The following is a 19,572-nucleotide window of genomic DNA, read 5'->3' as shown; positions in this document are numbered from 1 at the left end:
GCGGAGCCGCTCCGGCCTGACCAGGAGATGGGTCGCAGGTGGGTCGGTCAGGCGTCGGTCCGGCGAAGGTCCGACGTGGGTCAGCAGATCTTTCCGGCGCCCGCCCCGTGGTCCACGATCCGCGGCACCGCCCTGGGCGAGTCGACCTTCGTGCGCAGGGTCGGCGTCCATCCGGCCCCGGACTGCAGCGTCTCCGCCGGGATCTCCGCGTTGTGCACGGCGATCAGGTCGGTGGCCGCCCCGTTGACGTAGTTGTCCGCGGCGGTGAGCGGCGCCTCCTTCCACTTCTTCAGGACGGTCGCCGCGCTGACCCCGGCGGGCAGCGTGAACGCGTTGTGCTCGGCGACGAGTTGGGACTCCATGCCGATGCCGTAGCTGTAGGAGTAGCCGTCGCCCGCGACGAAGTGGTTGTTGTACGAGTCGACCTGGCCGAAGCGGACGCGCGGCGCGCGCTCGACGAGGTTCGAGAACAGGTTGTGGTGGAAGGTGACCTTGAGGTGGCCCCGGTCGACCGCCGCGGTGGACGCGCTGTCGCTGTTGCCGATGAGGATCGTCTTGTCGTGGTCGGCGAAGACGTTCCAGGAGGCGGTCACGTAGTCCGCGCCCTTGACGATGTCCAGCTCGCCGTCGTGCTGCTCGAAGATCCGGCCGAAGTACGTGGGCAGCGTGCTGTCGGGGTGGTCCCCGTCGGTGAAGGTGTTGTGGTCCAGCCAGACGTGCGTGGAGCCGTACACCACCGCGCTGTCGTACTCGGAGTTCCAGTTGCCGACGGAGGTGTCGGTCGGGTCCCACTGCGGGAAGCAGTCGAGCGGGCTCTCGAAGGTGAGGTTGCGGACGATGACGTTGTCCACGGCCTTGATCTGGAGGCTGGCGCCCTTGAACCCCGCGCCCTTGCCGAGGCCGACGAGGGTGGTGTTCGCGGGGATCTCCGCCTTGATGGCGGTGTCCTGGTCGGCGGCGGAGGCGCGGCGCAGGCCTTCGGGGCTGTCGTCGGGCTCGGCGTCCAGGTTGGTGCCGTATCCCCAGTTCTGCGGCGAGTACTTCTGCAGATAGGCGTCGAAGTCGTAGCCCGGCGCGGCGAAGGAGTCGCAGCCCTCGGCGTTGGCGTCGATCGTGCCCTTCACCTGGATGATCTTCGGGGCGGTGCCGCCGTTCTTCAGCGCGGCCTTGAACTCGGCCCAGGTGGTGACGGTGTACACGTGCGCGGCGTCGGCCGCCGCGCCACCGGAGGTCCCCGTGCCCTCGGAGCCCCAGCCGTCACCGGCGGCGAGGGTCTGCCGGCCGAGGTCGCCCGACCGGGCCTGGGCCTGGGCGGTGGTGCCGGTGACGGCGAGGGCCAGGGCGGTGCAACCGACCAGCAGGGCCGTCGTCGCCGGCCATGCTGTGGCATGGGCATGCCATCTCTGTGTGTTCACTGTGCGGCTCTCCTTCTGGCGGAGGTTCTGTGGAAGGGGGTTACGCGGCCGCGTCCGGCCAGGTGATCCAGGACTCGGGGACTTCCTCGTCCAGCCGGCGCACGTCCCGGTGCGCCAGCACCCGGCGGTGCAGCAGCTCGGCCGCGACGAGACGGGCCACGGCGATCGCACCCGGCGGGTTGAAGTGGGTGTTGTCCTGCTCGGTCGCGGTCCAGTTGAAGTACTTCTTGGTCTCCTCGACACCGAGCCGCTGCCACAGGGCGATCGACAGGGCCTGGATGTCGAGCAGCGCCACGCGCTCCTCCTCGGCGAGGGCGCGCATCGCCGCCGGGTAGTCGCCGTGGGTCGGCACGGCGTTGCCGTCCGCGTCGAACTTTCTGCGCTCCACGGAGGTGGCGAGCACCGGCCGCGCGCCACGGGCCCGCGCCCCGTCGACGTACTGCCGCAGGTAGTCCTGGTACGTCGTCCAGGGCTCGGTGTAGCGCGTCGGGTCGGCGCTCTTCTCGTCGTTGTGCCCGAACTGGATGAGCAGGAGGTCGCCGGGCCGGATCGCCTCGAGAATGACCTCGAGCCGCCCCTCGTCGACGAAACTCTTCGAACTCCGCCCGTTCACGGCATGGTTGGCGACTTCCAGGCGCTCCCGCAGGAAGAACGGAAGCGCCATGCCCCAGCCGGTCTCCGGCGCGGCGTCGGCGTACTTCTGGGCAGCGGTGGAGTCACCCGCGATGTAGAGGGTGCGGCGACGCTGGGTGGCCTGTGCGGTACCGGTCGCCACCAGGGCGAGGGGAACGGCGGCAAGAGCCGCCGAGGTGACCTGTCTACGCGTAAGGGACACGAACGTGTGCCTTTCAAGCAGAGGGGGGACCCGCGCCCCGTCTTTCAGGGGCGCGGGGCTGTATCAATGTGCGGCTCCGCCGCGTGGGCGCGACCAGCCACAACGGCCCCGCAGCCAAGAACCGACCGAACCACCCGAGTTCTCAGTGATTCGCCTTCCAGTCCGCCTGCGCCTTGTTCAACTGATCGGCCAACGTGTCCAGGAACTGCTTCGCGCTCATCTTCCCGAGCAGCAGCTTCTGGAAGTTCGGCTCGTTGTCGGACTTGGAGATCGTGTTCCAGTCCGGCAGGTAGTACGGCAGCTGCACGATCTTGGTGCCGGCCCCGTTCAGCGCCTCCGCGGCCAGCTTGGTGGGCTCGGCCTTCTGGATCCACGCGTCCTTCGCGGCGTCGGTGTTCGCCGGGACCTGCCCCGCCGACTCGTTGAACTTGGAGTTCTCCGCGGCCGAGAGGGCGAACTCGATGAACTTCCAGGCGGCCGCCTTGTTCTTGCTGGACTTGAACAGGCTCATCCCGTCGACCGGGTTGGACACCTGCACGCGTGTGCCGTCGTCCTGCGTCGGGTTCGGGATGCCGCGGAACTTCTCCGCGCCCAGCGCCTTCACGTGGTCCTGGTAGGAGCCGAGGTTGTGGCTGAGCATGCCGATGGTGCCGCTGTCCCACTGGGCGACCATCTTGGTGAAGTCGTTGTTGACGTCGGCGGACGGGGTGTCCTTCTTGTACAAGGCGATGTACTTCTCGAGGGCGGCGACGTTCTTCGGGTCGTTGACGGTGGTCTTGTCGCCGTTCCAGAACGAGGTGATGCCGGTCTGGCCGTACACCGCGTCGAGGGCCGGCGCGATGGCGCCCTCGCCACCCCGGATGGTGAAGCCGAACTTGTTCTTGCCCTCGTCGGTGAGCTTGTCGGCGGCGTCGTAGAACTTCGACCAGGTGGTCGGGGCGTCCAGTCCCGCCGCCTTGAACAGGTCCGTCCGGTACCACAGCGTGCCGTTGTTGGCGGAGGTCGGCACCTGGTACAGGGCGTCACCGCCGCCCGCGGACCGGCTGACGTCGAGCAGGTTCTGGCTCAGCTTGCCGTCCAGCGAGCTCCCCTTGAGCCGGCTGTCCAGCGGCTCCAGCGCTCCCTGGACGGCGACCTCGGCGAGCATCGCGGTGCCCACGCCGCCGACGTCGGGCAGGCCGCCGCCCTGGATGGCGGTGTCGTACTTCGACTGGGCGCTCGCCGCCGGGATGCCGACGTACTTGACCTTGATGTCCGGGTACTTCTTCTCGAAGTCCGCGATGATCTGCTTCCAGATGTCGGTGCGGACACCGCCGTTGTTGTCCCAGAAGGTGATCTCGCCCTTGCCGGAGCCCTCGGTGCCCTTGTCGCCCGCCGCTCCGCTGCCGTTGTCGCCGCAGGCGGTGACGGTGAGCGCGAGCACGGAGCCCAGGGCGACGACCGTCGCGGCCCGCCCGGTTCTGTGGATGTTGATCTTCATTGATCGGCTCTCTTCTTCTGGATCCAACGGGGTTGTGGGGTCTTGTCAGCGGAAGGAACTGGTGATGCGGAACTGCGTGAACGAGGCCGCGCCGGCGTGTCCCCCGCCGACGGGCGCGAGTGCGAAAAGTCCGAGCAGGGCGCCGACCCAGCGCCAGGGGGTGGCGGCGAAGACCTGGCCGGAGGGCTGCCGGCCGCCCCCGACGTCGTAGGAGAACCGGCAGCGCGCCCCCGCCCCGCTCTCGATCCACAGCCGGGCCCGCCCCTCGGGCGCCTCTCGCGGATGTGCGGCGTCGCGTTCGTGCTCGGCGACCGACTCGGCGAACCGGTGCACGAGCCGCACCGACCCGTCCGCCTCCCGCTGGAGCCCGATCCAGCTGAAGGCGTCCCCGAGCACCGCGAGCCCCGCCCGCGCCCCCGGCTCCTCGCTGTCGAGGCGCAGCTCCACCTCGACGGTGGCGGGGGTGCCGGGTAACCGCTGGGTGAGGACGTTCGGCAGTCTGCGCAGGTCGTGCGCGTCCACCGTCCGTACGCAGCTCAGCCGCAGCCCGTCCCCCGAGTGCTGGGTGGCCCAGCCGTCATGGGGGTTCGCGGTCCACTGCCACTGCCGTCCGAAGCGGCCGCCGGGGAAGTCGTCGTCGGTGGCGGGTACGGAGGGCGGTTGCGGCGGCAGTCGCGGCTTCCGGTGTACGGCGACGGGGACACCCTCGTCACCGATCACCGGCCAGCCTTCCCCACTCTCGGCTTCTCCCCCACTCTCGGCTTCGCTCGAGCGGGGGGACCCCCATGAGCGGGAGGTACCCCCATCGCCCCAGCGCATCGGCTGGAGGTGGACGACCCGCCCGTAGGGTCCGCGCTGCTGGAAGTGCGCGAACCAGTCCTCGCCGGCCCTCGTGCGCACCCAGCCGCCCTGGTGGGGGCCGTTGACCTCGGTGTCCCCCTGTTCCAGCACCACCCGCTCCTCGTACGGGCCGAAGAAGCCGCGCGAGCGGAAGGCGCCCTGCCAGCCGGTCTCCACTCCTCCAGCGGGTGCGAAGATCCAGAACCAGCCGTCGTGCCGGTAGGCCTTGGGCCCTTCGAGGGTGAACCAGCCCGGGATCCGGTCCGCGTCGATGATCACCTTGCCCTCGTCGAGCAGTCCGGTGCCGTCGGGGCGCATACGGTGGCCGGTGAGCCGGTTCTTCACGCCCGCGCGGGACTTGGCCCAGGCGTGCACGAGATACGCCTCGCCGGTCTCCTCGTCCCACAGCGGGCAGGCGTCGATGAGTCCCTTGCCCTCCTTGACCAGGTGCGGCCGGGTCCAGGGACCGCGGATCTCCGGGGCGTTGACCTGGAAGATGCCGTGGTCGGGGTCGCCCCAGAAGATCCAGAAGCGGTCGTCGTGGTGCCGCAGGGACGGCGCCCACACCCCGCAGTCGTGCCTGGGCTTCCTGAAATCCCTGGCGGGCTCGAGGAGTTGGAGGGCGTGTCCGACGAGCGTCCAGTTGACCAGGTCGCGGGAGTGCAGGAGCGGCAGGCCGGGCACGCGACCGAAGCTGGAGGCGGTGAGGTAGAAGTCGTCGCCCACGCACAGGAGGTCGGGGTCGGACCAGTCGGCGTCGAGGACGGGGTTGCGGTAGGTGCCGTCGCCGAGGTCGGCGGAGGTCAGCGCCATCAGGGGCTCACCGCCTTCCGTACCAGCGCCGCGGCCTCGCTTCTGCCGAGGGTGCCGTCCGCGACGACGGTGACGAGTCGGCGAACGACCGTCTCCGCGGGCGGGATCGGCAGCCGTTCGGTGTGCGCGAGGGAGGAGCCGACGCCCGGGTACTCGGCGGTGCGCACGAACCACGGGTCGCGGCGGGTCGTGCCGGTGGCCCCGGCGAAGACGAGGGTCCAGCCCGCACCCACGAGGGCGAGCCAGTCGGCGGGGGCCCCGTGGACCGCCTCCTCGCCCTCGGTGTCGGCGGTGAAGACGCGCGGCGCCTGCGCTTCCTTGCGGGCCCGCCAGAAGAAGCCGCCGTAGGCCGCTCCGGGCCGCCCGTTGGTGGCCGGGCTGCCGATCGAGAGGGAGTGCGTGGTCGTGTTGGTGAGGGAGAAGGTGAAGTCCAACGCCCAGGCGGAGTCCGTGAGTTCGGTGACGGCGACCGTGCGGCGCTCGCGCAGCAGCTCGCCGCCCGCGGCCACCCAGCGCAGCTCCTCCACGAAGCCGTCGGGGTCGCGCAGCTGGAATCCGGCGTGCCGCTGGGCGCCGTGGTTGGCCAGCTCGGTGGGTCCCTGGTCGCGTACGTAGGTGCGGCCGCCCCAGAAGTTGTGCCCCTCGACGTCGGGAACGGCGACACCGACGCCGAGGTGGTGGGTGTGGTCGACGGGGCTGAGCTCGGTGACAGCCGTGCCGGCCAGGGTGGTGACCGGGTGGAGGTAGGGGCGCGGCGAGAAGCGGGGCGCGAGTTCGGGCCGGGTGACGTATCGGCCGACCGGGCGGCCCGCGACCCGCAGGACGAGCGAGTCGGTGCTCTGCGCGTGGTTCATGGGGTGCTCACCTCGCTTCCCACCTTGTTCGCGGCCTCGTTCACGGCCTGGTTCGCGGACTTGTTCGCGGACTTGTTCGCGGACTTGTTCGGGACGTCGCTTCGAACGTCGTTCGGGGCCTGGTGCGGCCGGGCCCAGGGAGCGCCGAGCTCGGAGTAAAGGGCGAGGGTGTCGGCGGCGGCCGCGACGAGTCCGTCGATGCCGGGCACGACCCTGCGGTTCTCCTCGGGGAGCAGCTCCCAGGCGTCGGCGGGCAGCGCGAGCGGGTCCGGCGCCTGCCGGATCGCTTCCACCACCTTCATGAAGGCACCCGTCGCCTCCGGCACGACCAGCAGTTCGGCGCCCTCCGTCAGATGCGCGACCAGGTTCTCCAGCAGGTCCGTGCGGCCGTACTCGATCTCCTCGGGGCCGTGCCCCGACCGCTGCACCAGCACGCGGTCCTGCTTGTACCAGAAGGTGATCCGGCCGCTGCCGCCGTGCACCAGGACGTACGGTTCGCCGGGCCGCTCGGCACAGAGCGTGGCGGCGACGGTGACCCGGCCCCGCGGGGTGGTGATCCGTACGCAGGACGTGTCGTCCGACTCGATGTCGTTGGCGTGCAGCAGCTCGGTCTCGATCGCGGTGACGTCCTCGGCGCGGGTGGACCCGTGGAGCGCGAGGGCGGTGGCGACGGCGTGCGCGAGGGGGTTGGTGAGCGCCCCGTCGATCACGTCCACGCCGTTCAGCCGGCGCCTGCCCGCCCACGGTGCCCGCCGGTAGTACGCCTCGTCGCGTGCCCAGGCGCCCGCCCCGCCGACGCCGGCCACCTGGCCGATCACACCCTGCGCGATCAGCTTCCGGATCGCGGGCACGGCGTGCGAGCCGAGCGACTGGAAGCCGATCTGGCAGACGACCCCGGCCGCGGCGACGCCGTCGGCCATCCGGCGGAACTCCGCGTACGACGGCGCGGGCGGCTTCTCCAGGAGCAGGTGTACGCCCTTGTCCGCGGCGATCAGCGCCAGGTCGGTGTGGGTGGGGATGGGCGTGCAGATCACGGCGATCGCGGCGCCGGTGGAGTCGAGGAGGGCGCCGAAGTCGGGCGACTGCTCGACGGTCTGCCCGTTCAGTTCCTCCGCGTCGAGCGGGGTCAGCTCGCAGACGCCCACCAGCCGTACGAGTCCCTTGTCCTGGAGCCGGCGGATGTTCTCCAGGTGCCAACGGCCGTGGCCGCGCGCACCCGCGAGAACGACGGGCAGCGGCAGTTCCCCGGCGGGCGTGCGCAACTCGGCGGGCGTGCGCGACGGGAATTCCTCGGCGGGCGTGCTCATCCCTTCACCGCCCCTGCGCTGAACCCGGTGATCAGCCACTTCTGGATGAAGGCGAAGACGATGACGACGGGGACGGCCGCGATGATGCCGCCCGCGGCGAGCGCGCCCAGGTCGACGCTGTCGGAGCTCATCAGCGTGTTGAGCCCGACGGGGATGGTCTGCTTGCTCTGGTCGCTGAGGAACATCAGGGCGAACAGGAAGTGGTTCCAGGCGTGTACGAAGGCGAAGGAGCCGACGGCGATCAGCCCGGGCCGCAGCAGGGGCAGGACGACGATCCGGAAGGCGGTGAAGCGGTCGCAGCCGTCGACCCAGGCGGCCTCTTCGAGCGAGTACGGGACGTTCCTGATGAACCCGCTGATGAGGATCATCGACAGCGGCAGCTGGAAGACCGTCTCGGCGATGATGACGCTGCCCAGCGAGTTGATCATCTGGAGCTTGGCGAAGATCTGGAAGAGCGGGACCAGGAGCAGCGCGCCCGGCACGAACTGGGAGCAGAGCAGCGCCAGCATGAAGCCGCGCTTGATCCTGAAGTCGAAGCGGGCCAGGGCGTAGCCGCCGGCGAGGGCGACGAGGGTCGTCATCACCAGCGTGGCGACGGCGATGAGCACGCTGTTCTGGAAGTACGTCCCGAAGCTGCGGTCGTTCCACACCTTGTCGAAGTGGTCGAAGGTCATGGGCCACGGCACGAGCGAGGTCGAGCCGGCCGGGCGGAGCGCGAAGAGCAGGATCCAGTAGAAGGGGATCAGGGTGAAGAGGAGGTAGAGGGAGAGCGGGAGGTAGATGTGCCAGCGCGGGACCTCGTCCCAGGCGCGGCGCTTGTTTCCCGGGCGCTGCCGGGGCTCCTCGGCGGGCGGGGCGGGCGCCGCGGGGGCGCTGATCGTGGCGTCCTTGGTGATCACTTGTCCCCGCCTCCGAACTTGCTCAGTCGCAGATAGACGACCGAACAGAACAGCAGAATCACGAACGCGACCGTGGTGAGGGCGGACGCGTAGCCGAAGTTGTGGGCGTCGACGCTGGTGTTGGCGATGTAGAGCGGGAGGGTCGTCGTCTCGCCCGCGGGACCACCGCCCGTCAGCGTGTAGAGCAGGTCGACGTTGTTGAACTCCCACACCGCGCGCAGCAGCGTGGACAGGATGATGGCGTCCTTCAGGTGCGGCAGCGTGATGTGCAGGAACTGCTTGAAGCGGCTGGCGCCGTCGACCTCGGCGGCCTCGTACAGGTCCTTGGAGACGGACTGGAGGTCGGCGAGGATCAGGATCGCGAAGAAGGGAACACCGCGCCACAGGTCGGCGACCACGGCCGCCGGGAAGACGGTGGAGGTGTCCGACAGCCAGCTGGTGCCGTACTGGCCGATGCCCGCGTCGGCCAGGTAACGGGTGATGCCGGTCTGGGAGTTGTAGAGCAGCACCCAGATCGCGGAGGTCAGCACACCGGAGACGGCCCAGGGCGAGAAGACCAGCGCACGGCCGACGGCCCGTCCCACGAAGGTCTGGTTGACGATCAGCGCGAGCGCGAGCCCGAAGAGCAGTTGCAGGCCGACCTCGACGAAGACCCACTTGGCGCTGAAGGTCAGCGTGTCCCAGAACTGGGGGTCGCTGGTGAAGGCGTGGGTGAAGTTGTCGAAGCCCGCGAAGCCGTTGCGCCACGGTTTGGTGGGGTTGTAGTTCTGCAGGCTGTAGTAGAAGACGCTGATGACCGGGTAGGCGATGAAGCCCAGCATCAGCAGACCCGCCGGGGCGATCAGCAGATAGGGGAGCCTGCGGGGCGTCGCCGAGCCACGGCGCCGCCGGGGTGGCGCGGGCTGTTTCGCCACGACTGCGGCTTGGGCCATGACTGTTCTCCGTTCTGGCGGGTGCCGTGGAACGCTTGCCGTACTGGCAGGAAGCGCTTGCTACGTACACATGGGTGAAGCGCTTGCCGTCCACCGTTCGAGATGCCGATCAGATGGTCGATCAGATGCTGTCCGGATGTCGGTCGTTGGTGCTCGGGGGAGAGTGGCCCTCGCGGGCACGCTCAGCCCGCGTACGGGTCCGGCACCTTCCCCGGCCGGGCCAGGAACGCGAAGTCGCAGCCGGTGTCCGCCTGGGTGATCTGCTCGTTGTAGAGCGCCCCGTACCCGCGCTCGTACCGTTCGGGCGGCGCCGTCCACTGCGCCCTGCGCCGCTCCAACTCCTCGTCGTCCACGTTGAGCTGGAGCGACCGCGCCTCGACGTCGAGGGTGATCGTGTCCCCGGTGCGCACCAGGGCGAGCGGTCCGCCGATGTGCGACTCGGGCGCCACGTGCAGCACACAGGCGCCGTAACTCGTGCCGCTCATCCGGGCGTCGGAGATCCGCAGCATGTCCCGTACACCCTGCTTCAGCAGATGGTCGGGGATGGGCAGCATGCCGTACTCCGGCATACCGGGACCGCCCTTGGGCCCGGAGCCCCGCAGCACCAGCACGCTGTCGGCCGTGATGCCGAGCGACGGGTCGTTGATGGTCCGCTGCATGGTCCTGTAGTCGTCGAAGACGACCGCGGGACCGGTGTGCTTGAGCAGCTGCGGCTCGGCGGCGATGTGCTTGATGACGGCGCCGTCGGGGCAGAGGTTGCCGCGCAGTACGGCGACTCCGCCCTCGGCCGCGACCGGGTTGTGCCGGGTGCGGATGACGTCGTCGTCGTGCACCTGGGCGCCGGCCAGCTGCTCGCGCAGGCTGTCGTACGACACCGTCGGCCGGTCCAGGTGCAGCAGATCGGTGATCCGCGACAGGAACCCGGGCAGACCGCCGGCGAAGTGGAAGTCCTCCATGAGGTACTTCTGGCCGCCGGGCCGGACGTTCGCGAGCACCGGCACGGTCCGCGCGATCCGGTCGAAGTCGTCGAGCGTGAGGGTGACGCCCGCCCGGCCCGCCATGGCGATCAGATGGATCACGGCGTTGGTGGAGCCGCCGAGCCCGAGGACGGTCGTCACGGCGTCCTCGAACGCGTCCGCGGTGAGGATGTCGGACAGCTTGCGGTCCTGGCGGACGAGTTCGACGATCCTGAGGCCCGCCGCGGCCGCCATCCGGTCGTGCCCGGAGTCGACGGCGGGGATGCTGGACGCACCGGGCACGGTCACCCCGAGCGCCTCGGCGGCGGCCGTCAGTGTGGACGCCGTACCCATGGTCATGCAGTGTCCCGGGGACCGTGCGAGCCCGCTCTCCAGCTCGGTCATCTCGCAGTCGCCGATGAGTCCGGCGCGCTTGTCGTCCCAGTACTTCCACATGTCGGTGCCGGAACCGAGGACCTCACCCCGCCAGTGACCGGGCAGCATGGGCCCGGCGGGCACGAAGACGGCCGGCAGGTCGACGGACGCGGCGCCCATGAGCAGGGCGGGCGTGGACTTGTCGCAGCCGCCCATCAGCACCGCGCCGTCGACGGGATACGAGCGCAGCAGTTCCTCGGTCTCCATCGCCAGCAGGTTGCGGTAGAGCATCGGGGTCGGCTTCTGGAAGGTCTCGCTGAGGGTGGAGACCGGGAACTCGAGCGGGAAGCCCCCGGCCTGCCACACTCCCCGCTTCACGGCCTGCGCGCGGTCGCGCAGATGGACGTGACAGGGGTTGATGTCGGACCAGGTGTTCAGGATCGCGATGACCGGCTTGCCGAGGTGCTCCTCGGGAAGGTAGCCGAGCTGGCGGGTGCGGGCCCGGTGGCTGAAGGAGCGCAGACCCGACGAGACGCCGCTGCCGTACCACTGATGGCTCCGGAGCTCCTCGGGGCGCTTCGGCTCTCTTCTTCCCTGGCTCATATGGACCACCCCGCGGCGATGCCGGCGACTTCCGCGCGCTCGGACTCGGGCAGTTCCCTGCTCGGCGGGCGGACCTCGCGGCGGCACAGGCCGAGCGAGGCGAGGGCCTCCTTGACCACGGTGACGTTGTTGGCGGAGGTGTTCGCCGCGCGCAGCTCCTCGAAGCGGCGGATCTGCTCCCAGACCTTCATGGCGGCCGGGTAGTCACCGGCTCGAAGGGCTTCGATCATGTTCAGGGAGACGGCCGGGGCGACGTTCACGAGGCCCGAGGTGAAGCCCGTGGCACCGGCCGAGAAGTAGGACGGGGCGTACGGTTCGGCGAGGCCCGCGACCCACACGAACCGGTCGAGCCCCGCGTCCCGGGCGAAGGCGGCGAAGCGGGCCGCGTCCGGGACGGCGTACTTCACACCGATCACGTTCGGGCAGATGTCGGCGAGGTCGGCGAGCCGGGCGCCGGGCAGCACCGGGTTGCGGATGTAGGGCACGACGCCCAGCTCCGGCACGGCCTCGGCGATGGCCCGGTGGTAGTCGACCCAGCCGCCCTCCGAGACGTAGGGGTGCACGGGCTGATGGACCATCACCATCTGCGCCCCGAGCTCCCGGGCGTGCCGGGCGGAGGCGACGGCGGTCGGCATGTCGTGTCCGACGCCGACCAGGACGGCGGCGCGGTCGCCGGCCTCGTCGATCGTCAACTCGGTGACGAGGTTCCGCTCCTCGGGGGTCAGGGCGTAGAACTCACCGGTGTTGCCGTTCGGCGTGAGGGTGCGGATGCCGCCGTCGAGCAGCCGACGCAGCAGGGCCCGGTGGGTGTCGCCGTCGATCGTCCCGTCCTCCGTGAAGGGGGTCACGGGGATCGCCACGACCTCGGCGAGCGCCGCCCGCTGGGTCTCGTACGTCGCTGTCATTCCTGTCCAACCTCTTCCTGGGTCTCGGGGAAGGCCCGTCGCACGAACGACTCGATGTGGGCGTGCAGCGCGCGGGCCGCGCCGTCGGCGTCACCGTCCAGGGCGAGGCACAGGATCTCCCGGTGCTCGCCGGCCTCGCGCTCCCAGGACGGGTCGGCGGCCCAGGCGACCGCCGACACGAGAGCGGCCTGGTCACGCACTTCGTCGAGCATCCGGCCGAGCAGCGGGTTCCCGCAGGAGACGTACAGGGCGCGGTGGAACTCCCGGTTGGAGAGTGAGCGTTCGGCGGTGTCGGAGGCGTCGTCGGCGCGGGTCAGCGCGTCACGTGCGGCGTCGAGCGACGCCTGGCGCCGTACGGTCCGCCGCAGCGCCTCCGGCTCCAGCAGCAGCCGCACGTCGTACACCTCGCGCGCCATGTCCGCGTCCACCATGCGCACCGTGACGCCCTTGTACTGGTTCATCACGACGAGTCCGGTACCGGCCAGGGTCTTGAGCGCCTCGCGCACGGGCGTCTTCGACACCCCGAACTGCGCGGCGAGCTCGGTCTCGACCAGGGCCTGTCCCGGGGTCAACTGCCCGGTGAGGATGCGGTGTTTGATCCCCTCCAGCACGAATTGCGTGCGGGACGGGATCGGAATGGGCACAGAGGTCATGCGCGCCTCTCGGATCTGTATCTGATCTCGTGTATCGCGTCTCATATATGACGTACGAAGTACGACGCGTTGAAGGTAGGAGCGCAGCCGTGTTTCGTCAACGCTTCAGACAAAAGAAGTTGCAGTGACCAAGGAGGTCCGGGCCGCCGGACGGTCCCTGCACGGTGTTCGCCTTCGCGATGCTGCGCCCCGTGAACACTCGGCACGTGGGCCGAAAACCTCTACGTCGCGCCCGATCAGATCACACACAGCCCTTCCGACGTCCGTATGCTTCTGCAACTCGGCCGGGCTACGGCTTCCAGCCGGGGTCGCGGCCGCTGAGGCCGATCACGCGGTCGAGGAGGGGCGCGTCGTCGGGCACCGGCACCACGGGGCCGAACACGCCCTCGCCCGGACCGGAGTTCTCGGCCGCGGCGGCGAGGAAGCCGTACGCCGCCCGCAGCGCGACCTCGTCGGGCTCGTACTCCTGGCCGCTGGCCCGGGCCAGGTCCCAGCCGTGCACGACCAGTTCGTCGGCGGCCACGGCCCCGGCGACCGCGCCCGGCAGCGTCACCCCGCCCGCACGGGTCTCACCGGTCCAGGCGGCCGGGTCGCGCCACGCCTCGGCGAGTTCGTCGAGCGCCTTCGGCAGGGTCTCGCGCCAGTCGGGCCCGATGTCCGGCACCACGGAAGCGGGGTTGGTGTCGGTCGTGACGCCCAGGTCCTTGCGCCCGGCGTCGCGGAAGGCGACGGCCAGTCCGCCCAGATGCCCGAGCATGTGGTGCACTGCGAGCCCGGGACAGGGCGTGGCCCGGTCGAGCTGCTCCTGCGTCATCTCCGCCGCGAGGCGCGCCACGATCAGGGCCTGCGGCCCGAGGTCGAAGGTGTCGAAAGTCCGGTCGTCCGTCATCCACTGCTCCCCAGCTCTTCAGCCCTTGAGCTCTTGGCCTCTTCGGCCCTTGAGCTCTTCGGCTCGTCTGTGACTTCGCTCCTTAGGACAGACCGGAACCACGCCCGGAACTCATCGCTCCCCGGCCGAGGAGATAGGTCGGGTGCCCGATCCTCGACCGCCCTCCTTAGCACCACGATCACCTGCCATGACATGGACGGTGACGCGTGTTCTGGGCGACCGCAACGCGGGGTTGTACCTGGCCGGAGTGGTGGTCTCGGGCTTCGGCTCGTCGGCGATGTGGCTGGTGTCGGGCATCTGGGTCAAGGACCTGACGGGCTCGAACGGTCTGGCGGCGCTGTGTGTGTTCGCCCTCTGGGCCCCGACGCTCGTCGGCCCCGTCCTCGGCGTGCTCGCGGACCGCACCCGCCGCCGGCCGCTCCTGATCGCCGTGAACCTGGCCCTGGCCGCGCTCCTGCCGACGCTGTTCGCCGTGACCACCCGGGGCCGCCTGTGGATCCTCTTCACGGTGCTTTTGATCTACGGGGCGGCGGGCGTCGTCCATGACGCGGCGGAGTCGGCGCTCGTGGCCACGGCCGTCGACAGACACCTCCTCGGCGACTTCAACGGCCTGCGCATGACGGCGGCCGAGGGCATGAAGCTCCTGGCTCCGCTGACCGGGGCGGGCCTGTACGCGGCGTACGGCGGCGCGAGGGTGGCCGTCCTGGACGCCGTGACGTTCGCCCTCGCGGCCGGGCTGTACGCGCTGCTGCGGGTCCGCGAGACCCCGCCCGTCCCGGATCCCTCGGCCTGGCGGGCCCGGACCGCCGCGGGCATCCGCCACCTCCGGCATCACCCGGAACTCCGGCCGCTGATCCTGGCCGCGGCCACGACCATGCTCTTCGCGGGCCTCAACGGCGCCACGGTCTACGCCGTCGCCGAGGGTCTTGGCCACTCCCCCGCGTACGTCGGCCTCCTCTACGTCGCCCAGGGCGTCGGCTCGGTACTGATCGGCCTGGTCTCGGGTCCCCTGCTGCGCCGACTGGGCGAGCGCCGCTTCGCCGCGTACGGCATCGTCCTCACGGCGGTCGCGGTCGCGCTCCGCGCGGTCCCGTCCGACGCGGTGGCCCTGGTCTGCGGCGCGGCGATCGGCTTCGGCCTCCCCTGCGTCCTGATCGCCGCGTACACCGCCGTCCAGCGCGAGACTCCGGCCCCGCTCCTCGGCCGCACCTCCGCCACCGCGAACACCCTGATGTACGCCCCGAACGCGCTCGGGCTGGCCGTCGGCGCGGGCCTGATCGAACTGGTCGACTACCGGCCCCTGCTCCTGGCCCTCGGGCTGACCCGCCTCCTGACCCTGCCCCCACTCCTCGCACGCCGGACGACCCGAGGCTCATAGGGCCCCGAGGCCTGGGCTCAGGCCGGCCCCGTCAACACCGCCCGCACGGCATCCAGATCCCCGTCCGAAGCCAAGCCCGCGTGATACAGCCGCAGTTCGGTCGCGCCCGCCGAAGCCGCCCGCGCCGCGTCGTCCGCCAAGGTGCCCGGACTGCCGCCCATCCCCGACACGACCGTGAAGTTGGCGGCCAGTACGGCCGCGTCCCGCCCCTGTTCCGCGAACGGCGTCAGCGGGCCCACCCCACCCGTGCACGGCACCACCACCCCGTCCGCCACGGACAGAACGTGCCCGGGATCGACCCCGGCGTTCGCCCCGCAGTGGTACGACACGGGATCGGCGTGCAGCAACACCTGGAAACCGGCCGGCGCGGCCGCCCGCACCGCCGCGACCACCGTCTCCTGGAGCGAACGGGCCACGCCCTCACGCCACACGCGCGTGGCGGCCGCCGCCTCACCCCCGAGCAGCTTCTCCACCACCGGCCAGCCGCCCTCCGACGGCACGTCACCGCGCCACACCGGCTCCAGCGCCTCACGGACGGTCGACGCCAGGTCGTCCGCGTCGAGCCCGTGTCCCCCGTACCCCGCCCGGCAGGCCGCGCAGAAGCAGAGCGACATCAGATACTGGCCGGCGTCCCCGAGTCCCACCCCGCCGATCTTGTCGTGGGCGTGCAGATGCGCGAGGCCGTACCAGCCGAGCGACTCCAGCTCCGTACCCAGCGCCCCGGGCCGCACCGCCGCCTCCACCGCGAGGTCGACGAGGTACGCCCTGGTGTCGGCCTGCGCGATGCACGGCGCCCACGCATACCGGTCCCCGTAGGCGTTGACGACGGAGGTGGACGGATGCTCGGCACCCATCCGGGAGTTGTGCGCGAGGACCACCCATGTGTGGACGTCAAGGCCGGCCTCCGCGAGCGCGCAGGCCGCCTCCCCGTACGCGTCCCCGGGCGCCCACTCCCCGGCGGCGTACGGCCGCAGCGCGCGCCCCTCCCACCGTGCGTCGTCGACGCGGTACAGGACGGCGGCGTGCGCTGCCGTCACGATCCGGTGCCGGGGGTGGCGAGGGGTCAGCGCGCGCGTGGAGTGGTACGCGGAGGCGAGCGTCGCCTGCCGCACCCCGAGCCCGGCGATCCGCTCGGCCGCCTCCGGATCCCCGACGACGTCCCACGGATAGACGAAAGCGGACGCCTTCACTCGCCCTCCCCCTGCCGTCCCGCTCCCTCAGGCCGCTCAAACGCTCCCTCAGGCCCCTCGAGCGGCTCCAGCAGCGCATACCCCCGCTCGATCAGCTGCGCGAGCTGCTTCACATGGTCCTCGGTCGGCTCGTGCAGCGGCGGCCGTACCTCGCCCACGTCCAGCCCCCGCAGCCGTACCCCCGCCTTGACCAGGGAGACCGCGTAGCCGCGGCCCTGGGCCCGCAGGTCGACGAAGGGGCGGTAGAAGCCGTCCAGCAGCCGGTTCGCCGTCTCGTCGTCGCCCGCGTTCAGCGCCGCGTGGAACGCCAGGGCGATCTCGGGTGCGAAGCAGAAGACCGCCGACGAGTACAGCGTGATGCCGATGCCCCGGTAGGCGAGCCCCGTCAGCTCGGCGGTCGGCAGCCCGTTGAAGTACAGGAAGTCGCCGGGGACCTCGCTGCGCACGGCGCTCACGATCCGCTGCATCAGGTCGAGGTCGCCCACCCCGTCCTTGAAGCCGATGATCCCTTCGGTGCGGGCGAGTTCGACCACGGTCTCGGGCGTGAACACGGCGTTGTCGCGCTGGTAGACCACGATGTCCAGCGAGGTGGCGGCGGCGAGTTCCCGGTAGTGCCGCAGGAGCCCCTCCTGCCCCGCCACCACCAGATACGGCGGCATCGCGAGCAGTCCGTCGGCCCCGGCCTCCTCGGCGAGGCGGGCGAACCGTACGGCGAGCGCGGTCCCGTACCCGGCGCCCGCGACGACCGGAACCCGCCCGGCAACCTCCTCCACGGCCGCGCGCACGCAGTCCTGGAACTCCTCGGGCGTGAGCGCGTGGAACTCCCCGGTGCCGCAGCAGGCGAAGACGGCGGCGGCACCCGCCTCGACGCCGCGCCGCACGTGCGCGCGGTAGGTGTCGAGATCGAGGGCACCGTCGGGGCCGTACGCCGTGACGGGGAAGAACAGCGGCCCGCTGGGGACGCTGAGCCGAGCGGCAAGGGGGGCTGACGTCACGGACTCTCCCTGGGGCAGGTACTCACGCACACAACAGCGAGTGCATGTTTCTGATCCATGTCCATATTTCTGAACGCCACCACGCTAAAGCGCGACCTTGGGGCCGGTCAAGCGCGCAAACCCGCGACACGGCAGCGGATTCGCCACCTCCGCGCGACACTTGACGCAGCAGGTCGGGGCTCCTTAGCGTGTCCATGGATGTGAATGCCGTACACGAATACGGCCACTCACGTGGCCGTGAGGAGACACCCGCATGCCCGCTCCCCGCACCGTTCTGCTCACCGGCGCCGCCGGCGGACTCGGCACCCTGATGCGCGGGCTGCTGCCGGACTACGGCTACGAGCTGCGTCTCCTCGACCTGCTGCCCGTCGAGGGCGAGCCGGACGCGCTCACCGCGGACCTCGCGGACAAGGCCGCCCTGCGCGAGGCCGTGCGGGGCGTCGACGCGATCGTCCACCTCGCGGGCATCTCCCTGGAAGCTTCCTTCGACAAGATCCTCAAGGCGAACATCGAGGGGACGTACAACCTGTACGAGGCGGCGCGCGAAGAGGGCGTACGACGCATCGTCTTCGCCTCCTCCAACCACGCCGTCGGCTTCACCCCGCGCCCCCGGGGCGAGGCCCCCTTCGACGACGGCGCCCTGATCCCGATCGACACCCCGCACCGCCCGGACACCTTCTACGGGCTCTCCAAGTCCTTCGGCGAGGACCTGGCGCAGTTCTACTGGGACAAGTACGGCCTGGAGACCGTCTCGGTCCGCATCGGCTCCTGCTTCGCGGAGCCCACCAGCGTGCGCATGCTCTCCGTCTGGATGAGCCCCGAGGACGGCGCCCGTCTCTTCCACGCGGCGCTCACCGCCGAGGACGTACGGCACACGGTCGTCTACGGCTCCTCCGCCAACACCCGGCTGTGGTGGGACCTCTCGACGGCCCGGGCGCTGGGCTACGAGCCCCGGGACGACTCCGAGCCGTACGCCGAGAAGCTCATCGCCGAACAGGGCGAGCTCGACCCGGCCAACCCGGACCACGCCCACCTGGGCGGCCACTTCACGACGCATCCGCCGATCTGGCCGTACTGACGACCGGACGACCGGACTGACGACCGGATGACCGGGCGGCCGTACTGACGACCGGATGACCGGGCGGCCGTAGTGACGACCGGACGGCGGCCGTGGCGACGACCGGACGGCCGGAAGACGACCGTGCGGCGAGGGCGCGAGAGGGCGGGCGGGCACCGAACGGGCCCGCCCGCCGCCATGTTCGGGCACGAACCCTGCCCGATCCCACCCCGCCCACCGCTGCGTCCCAGGTCCGGCACGGGCGCCCGCCCCGCCAAACGGTCACAGCCGGGCACCATCGGTCACGCAACAGGCCTGGTCAGTGCCGCGCACCCGCTGTAGAACTTCCCCCAAGGCCCACACCGGGCCCGAACGGGCAGTACGCACAGGACGCAGGGAGCAGGTGTCGGCCATGACCGCGGAAGAACGTCAGCGGGAGATCGTCAGGGCCGCCCGCCGTACCGGCGCGGTCGACGTCACCGCGCTCGCCGCCGAACTGGGCGTCGCCAAGGAGACCGTACGGCGCGACCTGCGCGCCCTGGAGGACCACGGCCTGGTCCGCCGCACCCACGGCGGCGCCTACCCCGTGGAGAGCGCCGGGTTCGAGACGACGCTCGCCTTCCGCGCCACCAGCCACGTACCCGAGAAGCGCCGGATCGCGAGCGCCGCGGCCGAGCTGCTCGGGGACGCCGAGACCGTGTTCATCGACGAGGGGTTCACCCCGCAGCTCATCGCCGAGGCACTTCCCAAGGACCGGCCACTGACCGTGGTCACCGCCTCCCTGGCCACGGCGGGCGCGCTCGCCGAGGCCGACCACACCAGCGTCCTGCTGCTCGGCGGCCGGGTCCGCCCCGGCACGCTCGCGACCGTGGACCACTGGACGACGAAGATGCTCGCCGGTTTCGTCATCGACCTGGCGTACATCGGCGCCAACGGCATCTCCCGCGAACACGGCCTCACCACCCCCGACCCGGCGGTCAGCGAGGTCAAGGCCCAGGCGATCAGGGCCTCCCGGCGCACGGTCTTCGCGGGCGTGCACACCAAGTTCGGGGCGGTCAGCTTCTGTCGCTTCGCGGAGATCACCGCCCTGGAAGCGATCGTCACGAGCACGCTGCTTCCGACGTCGGAGGCACACCGGTACTCCTTGCAAGGCCCCCAGGTCATCCGAGTCTGAAAACCCAACTCACTCACTACAA

The 19,572-nt window shown here is 70.8% G+C and carries 17 protein-coding genes; 3 read left to right on the top strand and 14 right to left on the bottom strand.

All coding sequences use genetic code 11. The features are described from left to right. Nucleotides 1–80: 80 nt before the first annotated feature. The 12 genes from AQJ27_RS09045 to AQJ27_RS08990 form a co-directional block, all read right to left on the bottom strand. Nucleotides 81–1,415 (bottom strand): pectate lyase family protein, encoded by a 1,335-nt coding sequence (locus AQJ27_RS09045; RefSeq protein ID WP_067364372.1) that lies wholly within the window; start codon nucleotides 1,413–1,415, stop codon nucleotides 81–83. 40 nt (nucleotides 1,416–1,455) lie between these two features. Further along, nucleotides 1,456–2,250, bottom strand: a complete 795-nt coding sequence (locus tag AQJ27_RS09040) for a rhamnogalacturonan acetylesterase (RefSeq protein WP_067364369.1) — start codon at nucleotides 2,248–2,250, stop codon at nucleotides 1,456–1,458. Between the two features lie 142 nt (nucleotides 2,251–2,392). After that, nucleotides 2,393–3,730 (bottom strand): ABC transporter substrate-binding protein, encoded by a 1,338-nt coding sequence (locus tag AQJ27_RS09035; RefSeq protein WP_067364362.1) that lies wholly within the window; start codon nucleotides 3,728–3,730, stop codon nucleotides 2,393–2,395. Between the two features lie 45 nt (nucleotides 3,731–3,775). After that, entirely contained in the window at nucleotides 3,776–5,383 is a 1,608-nt protein-coding gene (locus tag AQJ27_RS09030) for a glycoside hydrolase family 43 protein (RefSeq protein ID WP_067364359.1), read from the bottom strand. Then, on the bottom strand, nucleotides 5,383–6,237 hold the full coding sequence (locus tag AQJ27_RS09025) for a DUF6807 domain-containing protein (protein ID WP_067364356.1): 855 nt from the start codon (nucleotides 6,235–6,237) through the stop codon (nucleotides 5,383–5,385). Before AQJ27_RS09025 ends, AQJ27_RS09030 begins: the two co-directional genes overlap by 1 nt. Then, complete coding sequence (locus AQJ27_RS09020; protein ID WP_079064869.1) at nucleotides 6,234–7,544, bottom strand: Gfo/Idh/MocA family protein; 1,311 nt, start codon at nucleotides 7,542–7,544, stop codon at nucleotides 6,234–6,236. Before AQJ27_RS09020 ends, AQJ27_RS09025 begins: the two co-directional genes overlap by 4 nt. Further along, nucleotides 7,541–8,443, bottom strand: coding sequence for a carbohydrate ABC transporter permease (locus AQJ27_RS09015; protein ID WP_067364353.1), 903 nt, complete (start codon nucleotides 8,441–8,443; stop codon nucleotides 7,541–7,543). Before AQJ27_RS09015 ends, AQJ27_RS09020 begins: the two co-directional genes overlap by 4 nt. After that, the gene (locus tag AQJ27_RS09010; protein ID WP_067364350.1) at nucleotides 8,440–9,375 is read right to left on the bottom strand and encodes a carbohydrate ABC transporter permease; all 936 of its coding nucleotides are present in this window, start codon (nucleotides 9,373–9,375) and stop codon (nucleotides 8,440–8,442) included. The genes AQJ27_RS09015 and AQJ27_RS09010 overlap by 4 nt, the downstream gene beginning before the upstream one ends. Nucleotides 9,376–9,557: 182 nt before the next feature. After that, nucleotides 9,558–11,309 (bottom strand): L-arabinonate dehydratase, encoded by a 1,752-nt coding sequence (gene araD, locus AQJ27_RS09005; protein ID WP_067364347.1) that lies wholly within the window; start codon nucleotides 11,307–11,309, stop codon nucleotides 9,558–9,560. After that, nucleotides 11,306–12,214: a dihydrodipicolinate synthase family protein gene (locus AQJ27_RS09000; RefSeq protein WP_067364344.1), complete on the bottom strand. Its 909-nt coding sequence runs from the start codon at nucleotides 12,212–12,214 to the stop codon at nucleotides 11,306–11,308. The genes araD and AQJ27_RS09000 overlap by 4 nt, the downstream gene beginning before the upstream one ends. After that, nucleotides 12,211–12,867: a GntR family transcriptional regulator gene (locus AQJ27_RS08995; protein ID WP_067364342.1), complete on the bottom strand. Its 657-nt coding sequence runs from the start codon at nucleotides 12,865–12,867 to the stop codon at nucleotides 12,211–12,213. The genes AQJ27_RS09000 and AQJ27_RS08995 overlap by 4 nt, the downstream gene beginning before the upstream one ends. 289 nt (nucleotides 12,868–13,156) lie before the next feature. Then, nucleotides 13,157–13,756, bottom strand: a complete 600-nt coding sequence (locus AQJ27_RS08990) for a TIGR03086 family metal-binding protein (protein ID WP_067364339.1) — start codon at nucleotides 13,754–13,756, stop codon at nucleotides 13,157–13,159. 187 nt (nucleotides 13,757–13,943) lie between these two features. On the opposite strand from AQJ27_RS08990, the gene AQJ27_RS08985 reads away from it, so the two are divergent. After that, nucleotides 13,944–15,134: an MFS transporter gene (locus AQJ27_RS08985; RefSeq protein WP_067364335.1), complete on the top strand. Its 1,191-nt coding sequence runs from the start codon at nucleotides 13,944–13,946 to the stop codon at nucleotides 15,132–15,134. Between the two features lie 17 nt (nucleotides 15,135–15,151). Here the strand turns inward: AQJ27_RS08985 and AQJ27_RS08980 are convergent, their stop codons facing one another. Both AQJ27_RS08980 and AQJ27_RS08975 read right to left on the bottom strand, forming a co-directional pair. Then, nucleotides 15,152–16,324, bottom strand: a complete 1,173-nt coding sequence (locus tag AQJ27_RS08980; RefSeq protein WP_067364334.1) for a hypothetical protein — start codon at nucleotides 16,322–16,324, stop codon at nucleotides 15,152–15,154. Next, nucleotides 16,321–17,319, bottom strand: coding sequence for a 5-dehydro-4-deoxyglucarate dehydratase (locus AQJ27_RS08975; RefSeq protein WP_067364849.1), 999 nt, complete (start codon nucleotides 17,317–17,319; stop codon nucleotides 16,321–16,323). The genes AQJ27_RS08980 and AQJ27_RS08975 overlap by 4 nt, the downstream gene beginning before the upstream one ends. A gap of 253 nt (nucleotides 17,320–17,572) precedes the next feature. Here AQJ27_RS08975 and AQJ27_RS08970 point away from each other — a divergent pair, with 253 nt between their 5' ends. Further along, a complete protein-coding gene (locus AQJ27_RS08970; protein ID WP_067364332.1) occupies nucleotides 17,573–18,397 on the top strand; it encodes an NAD-dependent epimerase/dehydratase family protein in 825 nt (274 codons plus the stop codon). A 391-nt stretch (nucleotides 18,398–18,788) separates the two neighbouring features. After that, a complete protein-coding gene (locus tag AQJ27_RS08965) occupies nucleotides 18,789–19,550 on the top strand; it encodes a DeoR/GlpR family DNA-binding transcription regulator (protein ID WP_060902183.1) in 762 nt (253 codons plus the stop codon). Nucleotides 19,551–19,572 lie beyond the last annotated feature (22 nt).

It is taken from the genome of Streptomyces olivochromogenes (assembly GCF_001514115.1).
Taxonomy (GTDB): domain Bacteria; phylum Actinomycetota; class Actinomycetes; order Streptomycetales; family Streptomycetaceae; genus Streptomyces; species Streptomyces olivochromogenes.
This window is presented reverse-complemented; position numbering and strand designations above follow the sequence as displayed.